The sequence below is a fragment of the Nostoc sp. CHAB 5715 genome (genome assembly GCF_020829685.1).
Lineage (GTDB): Bacteria > Cyanobacteriota > Cyanobacteriia > Cyanobacteriales > Nostocaceae > Nostoc.
The window spans coordinates 1-9,733 of record NZ_JAIVFR010000169.1; the positions used below are offsets into that span (position 1 = coordinate 1).

At 42.5% G+C, this 9,733-nt stretch carries 8 protein-coding genes and 1 pseudogene; 2 read left to right on the forward strand and 7 right to left on the reverse strand.

Annotation, left to right across the window (positions count from 1 at the left end; translation table 11 throughout):
* Positions 1-830: 830 nt before the first annotated feature.
* The 3 genes and pseudogenes from LC574_RS11525 to LC574_RS11535 form a co-directional block, all read right to left on the reverse strand.
* A complete protein-coding gene (locus LC574_RS11525; protein WP_229453649.1) occupies positions 831-1,205 on the reverse strand; it encodes a hypothetical protein in 375 nt (124 codons plus the stop codon).
* Positions 1,189-2,553, reverse strand: coding sequence for an alkaline phosphatase (locus LC574_RS11530; RefSeq protein WP_229453650.1), 1,365 nt, complete (start codon positions 2,551-2,553; stop codon positions 1,189-1,191). Before LC574_RS11530 ends, LC574_RS11525 begins: the two co-directional genes overlap by 17 nt.
* A 347-nt stretch (positions 2,554-2,900) precedes the next feature.
* Positions 2,901-3,485: pseudogene (locus LC574_RS11535) on the reverse strand (hypothetical protein).
* Positions 3,486-3,590: 105 nt separating this feature from the next.
* Here LC574_RS11535 and LC574_RS11540 point away from each other — a divergent pair.
* Complete coding sequence (locus tag LC574_RS11540; RefSeq protein ID WP_229453651.1) at positions 3,591-4,139, forward strand: calcium-binding protein; 549 nt, start codon at positions 3,591-3,593, stop codon at positions 4,137-4,139.
* A gap of 294 nt (positions 4,140-4,433) precedes the next feature.
* Here LC574_RS11540 and LC574_RS11545 read toward each other — a convergent pair whose 3' ends face one another.
* Positions 4,434-4,634 (reverse strand): hypothetical protein, encoded by a 201-nt coding sequence (locus LC574_RS11545; RefSeq protein WP_100899525.1) that lies wholly within the window; start codon positions 4,632-4,634, stop codon positions 4,434-4,436.
* Positions 4,635-4,923: 289 nt separating this feature from the next.
* On the opposite strand from LC574_RS11545, the gene LC574_RS11550 reads away from it, so the two are divergent.
* Positions 4,924-5,982, forward strand: coding sequence for a class I SAM-dependent methyltransferase (locus tag LC574_RS11550; protein ID WP_229453652.1), 1,059 nt, complete (start codon positions 4,924-4,926; stop codon positions 5,980-5,982).
* A gap of 939 nt (positions 5,983-6,921) precedes the next feature.
* Here the strand turns inward: LC574_RS11550 and LC574_RS11555 are convergent.
* From LC574_RS11555 to LC574_RS11565, 3 genes are all read right to left on the reverse strand, one after another.
* Positions 6,922-7,149 carry a hypothetical protein gene (locus LC574_RS11555; RefSeq protein ID WP_229453653.1) on the reverse strand — a complete coding sequence of 76 codons (228 nt, stop codon included), beginning with the start codon at positions 7,147-7,149 and terminating at the stop codon, positions 6,922-6,924.
* 107 nt (positions 7,150-7,256) lie between these two features.
* Positions 7,257-9,161, reverse strand: a complete 1,905-nt coding sequence (locus LC574_RS11560) for an FAD-dependent oxidoreductase (RefSeq protein ID WP_229453654.1) — start codon at positions 9,159-9,161, stop codon at positions 7,257-7,259.
* Between the two features lie 209 nt (positions 9,162-9,370).
* Positions 9,371-9,733: hypothetical protein (locus LC574_RS11565; RefSeq protein ID WP_229453655.1), on the reverse strand; the 363-nt coding region annotated here is incomplete at its 5' end.

Consider the following 9,733-nt stretch of genomic DNA (forward strand, 5'->3'; position numbering starts at 1 on the left):
AATAGACCATGCTGTAGGGGCACAGCAATGCTTATAGGTGTCAACTTAACGTAAAACTTGGCAATGACGTTATAAGCTGTTCCACATTGAAATTGCATAATTAGGGCGGGCAAATCGCCCACCCCACAAGAGTTATATAAATTTTAGATATGCAAACTAGATGTGGTTTAGCTTATAATTTGTTAGTTTTTTCGCTAAGGTCATCAAAAATCAAAAAGTGACTATGTGATACTCATGACCCCAAAACAATGAGCGGCGTAGGGTATCCCTTCCCTAGCCGCTCAAAACAAAACGACCACAGACGAAAGATCCCTGTAGCCGCATAATTTCTTATGAATTAAACGGCCACGAGTGTGGCGTACACCCATGACCGAAAATGTTCCTTCTTAGTGCATGAACAAGTAGCGGTAGAACAAACGCACTGACGCATTTATATCGCACTCTGCGACAGCGTAATGCTACACATCTATTCCATAATCACTATTGGAGGCAATATACCCATACATCGATATGTAGCAAGGGTCTAACCACTAGCCACTGCGATATACACAGCGACGGGAAGACAACTAGAGAGCTACGAAACCGATACAATTACCGGATGCTCACAGATACCTCAAATAGTTCAGCGACCGTTCACACGACCTGAAGGCATTCTTTTGGTTAAAAGGCTCACTCCACAAGCGAGCAGGCCACACTACATGGAGCAGCATTGGTCAGCTCATACATTTTGTAGATTAAAGCTGTCATCTTTGCGCCTCCGAAAGAATTTCAATCTTGTGTAATATACAGTAACACGCAGATTATTAGAGGTCAAGTTAGTTAGGAGAATTTTAACCCTCTACCTGTTCTATCTCTACACCCGTTCCTTGGTCTAATTCTATGAACTTTGGCCCGACGATCAGAACTACGATCATCATTAAAATACTCGTCACCATGATGATGCTCACTACGCTGGGATCTTCAAAATTACTTGTAGCTACTAATAATGCTGCGGCAAAATTACGTTGAGCTGTTCCGACTCCTAGCACTCGTTGAGTATCGATACCAGGGCCGCCCAAAAGATAACCGACGCTAAAGGAGAAGACTATGAAAACAGCACAAACGAAAATTGCACCTGTTTGTAATAAGCCAATGATATCGTTAGTGTGAACTATCAGCCTGACAACCAGACCTAAAAGCAATCCAGCATTAGATAATTTGAACAAAATTGGCTGGATAATGGGGGCGATCGCACTCAATTTTGCTTTGATGAATAACCCAATAATCAGCAGTTAACCAAACAACATTCTGGATATTTTTATTTTTGATAAATCGTAGTAAATCGGCAAGTTCTAGTTCTCTTCCTAAAGCTGGGCCATCTCCATTAGCCCAAGCTTCAAAATCAGTGCTACCGTCTTTAACTATCAGTCCCAAAGGCATATCACTAGCAATCACTTTCCATGTTGCTTTTGATGAGAGCAATTGCCTTTTCAACCATTCCACTTGTTTTTTGCTCAAAAAGTCTGTTTTTTTACTTGGTACTGGCTGATTATTGGGAGAGTTTGGCCCCCGGTAGGTGCGCTCATCTAGCATGAAAATGTCTAATAATGGGCCATAGTTGAAAGAGCGATAAATTTTCGTTTTATCTGGATCATTTGTTTCATACCGAATAGGCAAATATTCTAAAAATGCTTGCCTTGCCCTTTTTGCTAACAAGTTAACATCCTTAACTGTGTAGCGGTCATCGTTCAGGAGAAATTCTCCAGGATACCAGTTATTTGTAGTTTCGTGGTCGTCCCACTGTGCCAATATGGGAACTTCAGCGTTGAAACGTTTGATGTTTTTATCTAGTAAATTGTAGATATAGTTACCACGAAATTCTGTGAGAGTTTCTGCTACTTTGGATTTTTCTGGTGTAGTAATGTTTTTCCAAATAGTGCCGTCGTCTAAAGTTACTTCTGATTGAAGGGGGCCATCAGCGTAAATATTATCGCCAGAATGAATAAAAAAGTCGGGATGAAGTTGGCGCATAGTTTCGTAAATTTTCATTCCACCAAAATCAGGATTAATCCCCCATCCTTGACCGGCGGTGTCACCACCCCATACAAAGAATACATCTCGCCCAGATTTGGGGGGAGTGCGGAAAGTGCCTTTGACAGGAGCGCTGTAAGTGCCTTTATAATCTAAATCTTGGAAGATTACCCGATAAAATAATTGTTGGTCTGGTGGCAGGTTCTTCAGATAAAGTCGTGCTGTAAAGTCGCTACTTTGTAAAGCGTTAGGTCCCACAACTCGCCGCACATTTCTAAAAGATTCGCTGGTAGAGTATTCTACGATTATTTTGGCAGGGCGATCGCTGCGACTCCAAATAACAATGCGATCGTTGGAAATATCTCCGCTAGCTACACCATAAGGTATAGCAGGACGCATTTTGTCAGAAGTGATAATGGCAGGCGCTTGGGCAAACACTTGTGATTTGGATACAAGATTTGTGGCAATAATTCCACCTGCTGTGATAGTTGAACGGAGCAAAAACTGACGGCGGTTTAGTTGCAATGGGCGATTAGATTCCATGATAAATAATGGCAAGCTTAAGAAGTATTACAAAATAAGTGTTTAGCACATTCTCTTATCCCAACAAGTAAAGCTTGGGTTATCCAAGGGTTAATAGACCTCTTGCATAAATTACAGCGTTTTTCAAGTAATTGAACTACACCACTCCCTACTCCCCACTCCCTACTCCCCGTCTCATCTGTGGTCTAAATACCTGAAAAATGCTGTAAAAATAAGAACCCCACCCCTTACTCCCCTCCCGGATGCTAAAAGGATGTTTGAAAAGTATTGGGCGAATAGAATTCGCTACTACACAAGCGAAGTCCACCTCCGTGCATTGGTGACAAGTTAAGCCTGTAACTGTTTTGTCAAGAGGCTTTGAGAGAATTGTTGAAAAAAAACTGGTCAGACCCCTGGTCAGACCCTCGTTGAAGATCGGGAAAAGGAGCGACAATCAACTTAACATTGGGGTTTCGTTTCTGTTTGATAATACCTAAATCTCGATTTTGGGGGTCAGCAAAATACTTAACGGGGTCTGTTGCCTTACCTTTGTGATCAGCCATAGTAAAATGATAAAGACCGCGATAAATCAAATAATAATGAAATCTCATCAAAGGGGAGAGAAAGTTCATCTGCTACAGCATCACCTAAATCTACTAAAACCGCATAAAATAACCAGGTCGCCCAAATCTTGTTAAAAATCTTTGTGATACCGCTTGTTGACTAACTTTTGTGGGACTACACCACAGAAAACCGTCTCTGGCTAACACCCTTGTCAGTTCCCTGACTCCGGCTACATCTGGCCACAGCAAGGTCAACACCGCCGCCATCATCAACGGTAAATTCAGTATCCGTTCTCTGAGTCCTAATTTTCGGTAGTATTTTTCTTGATTTGTAATGGCTGGTGTCAGTAATCTTTCCAATTGCTCGGCTATTACTTCGTCTTCCACCAGTGGTCGTTGTTTCTTTTTCGCGTGGTCTCCATTGGTTTTTCGGCTTTGTGTCATGGCTGGTCTCAATGGCTCAACTACTTGTCTACACCGAGTTTCTCACGATTTTTGACCTATCCAAATACCACCCTTGACAATTTCCTCAAATCCTTAACTTGTCACCAATGTGACCGCATCATTGGTAACAATGACAATGACCGCATCTTCGGTGATGCAGGGAATGACACCATTAATGGTAATGATGGAGATGACATCCTCAATGGCTCTGATGGCGCCGACGTAATTTCTGGCGACGCTGGAAATGATCGAGTTTTTGCGGGTACTGGGAATGACACGGTATCAGGTGGCGGGAGCAACGACGAACTCAATGGTGATGGAGGCAATGATCTTGTTCAGGGTGGGGCTGGTAACGACATCGTATTTGGTGGCACTGGAGTTGGAAATGACACCCTTACTGGTGAAACTGGCACGGACTTATTGATTGGTGGAGCTGGAAACGACTCTTTATCGGGTGGTGATGGGAGCGATCGCCTGATCGGCGTTGAACCTTTTGCCCCAGGATTTGGATCGATTGTTAACGAAGTTGATACCTTAACTGGCGGGGCTTTATCTGTTGGCTTCCACGCCCGCCCAGAAATGAATTTCAGCGGCTCATAGCTAAAGTCTACTGAAGTAGACTAAAGATTTTTCGGATTATTTAGTCATCAAAAGATGACTTTCGCTAAAAGCCAAGGAACTTCAGTTCCTTGCGGACATAGCTTTTACGTTAAGTTGACACGTATGAGCAATGCGCTAAACCCCTACCGCGTGGTCTATTTACCTGAAAATAGCTGTAAGTACCGTATCTATCTAAATATATAAGTTTTGCCACCCTAGAGTAGAGGGTGGCTTTTTTTTCAGAGTTGTCAGTTGAGGCATTCACTCAAAAATCAACCTTCAAACTCTTGAAACTTAGCTCATGGAAGCATGACTTGGCCCATAAATCATCCGAGTGTTAGCATCTACCTTCCCTTGAATCGGGTTCCAGTAGTGAGATGCTTCTTCAGGAAGACCAAGTTCTTGTGCAGCCCGCATCAGCATTGATTGTTGGCGATTCTTGACTTGCTGATGTTCACGCACCATTAACGCACGAGATTTATCTGCGATAGACATAACCATATTCCTCTCTATTTTGTGAATATATAATTTTTGGTTTTTCTATCAACTACTATAGCAGAAATTCTGTAACATAAGCTACTTTTTACAAAAATTTATGTTTGCCTTTGCTGACAATATCAGGTATTTTTTCCCAAAGCTGAAAAAATCTTCCTTAATCTACCGTTGATGGCTAAAATCATTTGGCTTCGATTTGTCTCATCTGGGAGCCTTTACCTTTGCAACAGTAAATAATTTTTTCGTTACAATTATTTATATAGAATTAATCAAAACTTGAGCTATTTTTATGCCTGAGAGTTTAACTAAGCTGACTTATCAAACCTTTCAGCAGAGCAAAAATTACTTTGGTTTGGCTCACAAAATATTAAGTTCACGGTTGAGGAACTTGGTGTATCCGACACTTGAACAAAAGACCAAACCCATCCCGGACGAGCTTTTACCCAAACTTCAACAGAGATTGAATCAGTTGCTAGAAGCAGACTGGCAAGATGCCGAAAAAGGTGTATACCCGGAAAGTTTATTGTTTGACAACCCTTGGGATGACTTTTTCCGCTACTATCCGTTGGTATGGTTAGATTTCCCTCAAATGTGGGAGCGGGTTAAACAACAGAATTACCAAGATTTTTCGCCCGAAATTGACACAGATGGTTATCCCAGCTACTACGTGCAGAACTTCCATCACCAAAGCAATGGCTACTTGAGTGACTTGTCAGCCAATTTATATGACTTACAAGTAGAAATTCTTTTTGGTGGGGCAGCTGATGCGATGCGGCGGCGGATTCTCGCTCCTCTTAAGCAAGGGCTGAAAGCAATTGATTCGGTTGCACCACGGCAAGCCCGTATTTTGGATGTAGCTTGTGGAACTGGGCGAACTCTAAAGTTGATTCGGGCAGCCTTGCCTCAAGCATCTCTGTTTGGCACGGATTTGTCACCAGCTTATTTGCGTAAAGCAAATGAACTATTATCCCAAATTCCAGGAGAACTGCCGCAACTTTTACAAGCCAATGCCGAAGAGTTACCCTATCTAGATAACTATTTTCATGCTGTAACTTCTGTTTTTCTCTTCCATGAGTTACCAGCAACTGTACGTCAGACAGTTATTGAGCAATGCTTTCAGGTAATAAAACCAGGAGGAGTCTTTATTATCTGTGACTCAATTCAGTTGAGTGATTCACCTGAGTTGGAATATATGATGGATTTTTTCCCTGAAACTTTCCATGAACCCTATTACAAGCATTATACCACTGATAACTTGCTAGAACGTTTACAGAGAGCAGGCTTTGAGAATATTGAGATGCAAGTCCATTTTATGAGCAAGTATTTCATTGCTCATAAGCCAGCTTGAGATAAAACCTTCTCATTCCCTTTTCTTTAAATAAACTTTACCTAAAAAGGGCAAATGCAAAATTTTGCATCTGCCCTTAGGTGTAGAATAATTAAGAGGACTAAGAGGAGCTAGCAGATCCTGGTTAATATTTATTCGTCGGGAGCCATCTGCCAGAAGAAGGAACCAGGGGCAAGAGTAGGTCAAAAATAGTAAGATTCGCTGCCAAGTGCAATAAACCTATACTACTTGTGCGAATCTATGCTCTAGATAAGTTCAGATGCAGCGCAAGAGATTTTATGAGAAGAATTCAGAACTCAGGAGTCAGAAAACAGGTATGAATTCTGTACGAGTGGGTGACGAATATTGGTTAAAACCTCGCCCGAAGTTAAGCGAAAAAAATTAAAATATTCTCGCCTTAAAACTCTATCCCTTTATGGGTAGAGTATTCTGAATTCTGAATTCTGAATTCTGACTCCTATTTTATGCTTCGGCAAAGCACGCCAAACAAACGCCAAAGCGAAGATAAATTATTTCCTGATGTAGATAGCCAACTACTCAATGTATAAGAAAATCTATTTGGCAAGAAAGTGAAGTTGTCTTAAGACTGTTTCTCGTCAACAAGCAAAATGTCTGAATTAGATGTGCTTTAGATTAACTGATAGCCTAAGTAACATCTATTTCTAGAACAGTTGAGGATTGAGACGCAAAGCTTTCCACCGAATATGAGCAACAGTTGTGTACCTTTTAAGAAGTTGGTGATGCTGTTGATCGAGGCATCGCCAGGATTGACGCTAACTATATATACAAAGCTTGCAGTTGAAATACTAAGCGATCGCTGAAGATTTTCGTGTGTCAACTGTATATATCTGCCAGAAAAGCTGGTAAACGATGTTAGCACAACGCTGTGTTTTCTGGTACTTTGTTTCCTTTGAAAAAAAAGGCATTACCTTACGGTAGTTAAACCACAACATAGGTATTTCCAGATTTTTGCGTCGCTTCTCTACGCCCACTACCGCGATGACGTGGCGCATCATCTGAAGCTTGTTCAGATGCCGCCGATAGCCACTGTTCCGAAGCAGGCGTGGAAGACAGCCCAGTTGATAAGTGATTGACCATTACGTGGCAGTTAGAAGCTAAGGGGCCGAACACCAGACTCGAGACTAAAAGTGAAATGGCAGCACGCATAGCAGATGTCTATTTTGGAACTCTCCACTTCACTGATACTTAGCTTTTTGATTAATATCCGGACAATTCATCAAAAAGTATTCTGTTTTACTGAAAATAAACTCTTCTTATCCTCTGTTTAAATGCTCGACTAATAACCAATTACCAAAGTGGTTCTGATGACCCCACAATGTAACTAATTGTTCGTTAGCATAAGCGCGTAATTGCTCGTCGATATGCGATCGCAAAGTCACAAGCTGCCAATTTTGCCCTTGATATGCAGCTGGTGCTGTGACAGTGAATCTGTATTCCTGCTGATCCAAGCGGTAGAAAATCCCTTGGAAACAGTTACTTTCCCGAATTAATCCCTTACCAAAAGTAGAGTCAGGGTACTGATTCCACGATGGGCAAGGGCAATCACCACTAGCTGGATAGGCTTGTGGGTTATTTAAGTAATACAGTTGCCAGTCCAGCCAATCCGAATGATTGGGTGGAAGATTAAATAAAGGAATAATTGCTGCTTTTGAGCGATTATCTTCCAATAAAGCCGTTTGCAGCGCCCTAACAGGTAAATCCCTCGGCTGGCAGTTTAACTCAACACACATCGCTGCTGCCATCCCTGCTGCTTGACCAATGCCCATAACCACAGGTTGTAATCTAGTGGCCCCATTGGCAATGTGGGAGACAGAAATATTTTTTTCACAAACCAAGAAACCATCTGTTGTGGCTGGAATGAGGGAACTGTAGGGGATTGTAAAGGGCGTTCCAGTCCAGCGTCCTCCCCAACGGATAGATTTAGGTTGCAGTGGGAATTGAACACCAGGATAATGATGGTCATTGGCGTAATTACCAACTGCGATTGCTTCGCAAACGCCAAGGGCGAACGCTTCGCAAAACTTCGCATCATTATTATATATAGATGCAACTTTACCTCCAGCGATCGGCAAAATATCCTGTTCTCGGACAGTAGTTAGCCCCACTAGGCGGCGGCTTTCCCGGTAATAGGGATGCAGTGCAAAAGCTGTAGGGGCGTGAGGAAATACTTTTTCTGCTAAACCATAGCGACGACCAAGCTGATTTTGGATAAAATGGGCAAAATTTTGGCTGTGCCAGCGAGATTCTTGGATGAATTCACCTCTGGATACATCTGACTCTATCAACCGCTCTACTCCTTCGCCGTAGTCATTGCCACAGATTGGCCAATTCATCATAAACAGGCCATTAGGCAAACGTCCATAATTCAAAAATGTCTCTGCGCCATAACCATCCCAAGCGCCTGTAAACTGGGATGGATTATAGTTAGGCGCAGGCGGAATTTCTGGTGCGGCAACTACGCCCGCACTTCGACTTACCTCGACTTCGCTACTTCGACTGCGCTCAGTACAAGTCGGCACAAGTCGCTCAGTGACCGTCGTAGACATCGCTTCACCAAAGTCTTGCATAATCACTACATAAGTGGGCGCTTGCACCGGATATCTTTCAGTTAAAGAGTTAAACGTTACTGGGGCGCTGGGTTCTCCCCACTTAGATTGCAATTCCCAGCCCCAGCGATAAGGTATCTCAGCTAAAGCCAATAAATCTCCTAATTCTGTGCCGTCGAGAATAATTTTGGCTGTAACAGCAAAATCAGCAAAGCGCACACCAGTAATAGAATCACCCTGTCGGAACACTTCTATTGGCACTTGTCCAAAAATCCAGTGCAGATTTGGTAATTCTTGCACCCAATCTGCAAAAATCTCTGCCCCAAACCGAGGATCGTAACTAAAAAAGCTTACCCAACTGTTATCTAATCCTCCGGGCTGTCGTTGTCGCAATTCCTGCAAAAACGCACCCCATAATCCGGTTTGAAAGGCTTCTAATTCGTTGCCATCGGGTGCGGATACTCCAGCCGAAGTCAGCATTCCCCCCAACCAAGGAAATTCACTCACCAGAATCGTTTTGGCTCCCCGTCGCGCTGCTTGGATAGCAGCAGCAGTGCCTCCAGTTCCCCCACCGACAACTAGGACATCAGCTGTATATGTCTGATTAACCATTGCTTAACCTCACTGGAATTTAACCAGTTAGGGTACATCAGACAAGGTAGTTTTAATATACGTTGCTAGAGAAAGACACAAAGAACTTCCTTCTTTGGCATCTCACCGTATAAGCTAATGTATATTTAAAATAGTTAGGGCAGGTAAGATACCCGCCCCATAAGAGTTTGTACAAAAAAGAATGTGCAAGCTAAATGTCCGACAGCTTACTATGCCACTGACAGATGTTTTAAGGGATGGTTTTTTAACTGTCGATATAACTCCTCAGCATAAGCTTCAAGTTGTAAAGTTGTCATTGCTTTGAGATTTCGCAGTTTATCCGAGTCCATCCCCAGTTGCTTACTTACGCGATAAATATCATTCATCAAATAGCCACGTCGCTCGTCATCTTGTTTTGCCTGACTTTTCTGACTTTCTGCGTTGAGTAAAGCAGTTGTAGCTTCCAAAAATTTAGTTTTTTCAGACAGAGAGTCTGCAAGAGAGGCAACTGTTTGTACAAGATCAACAGTCCATGAGCTATCATAGCTAGACGTAGTTTTCATTTTTCGTTCCTTATTTAAATAGAGATGTCC

Coding starts and splice junctions, on each gene's coding strand:
- LC574_RS11530 (WP_229453650.1), bottom strand. CDS start 2,553: ATGGAATCTAATCGCCCATTGCAACTAAACCGCCGTCAGTTTTTGCTC.
- LC574_RS11545 (WP_100899525.1), bottom strand. CDS start 4,634: ATGTCTATCGCAGATAAATCTCGTGCGTTAATGGTGCGTGAACATCAG.
- LC574_RS11550 (WP_229453652.1), top strand. CDS start 4,924: ATGCCTGAGAGTTTAACTAAGCTGACTTATCAAACCTTTCAGCAGAGC.
- LC574_RS11555 (WP_229453653.1), bottom strand. CDS start 7,149: ATGCGTGCTGCCATTTCACTTTTAGTCTCGAGTCTGGTGTTCGGCCCC.
- LC574_RS11560 (WP_229453654.1), bottom strand. CDS start 9,161: ATGGTTAATCAGACATATACAGCTGATGTCCTAGTTGTCGGTGGGGGA.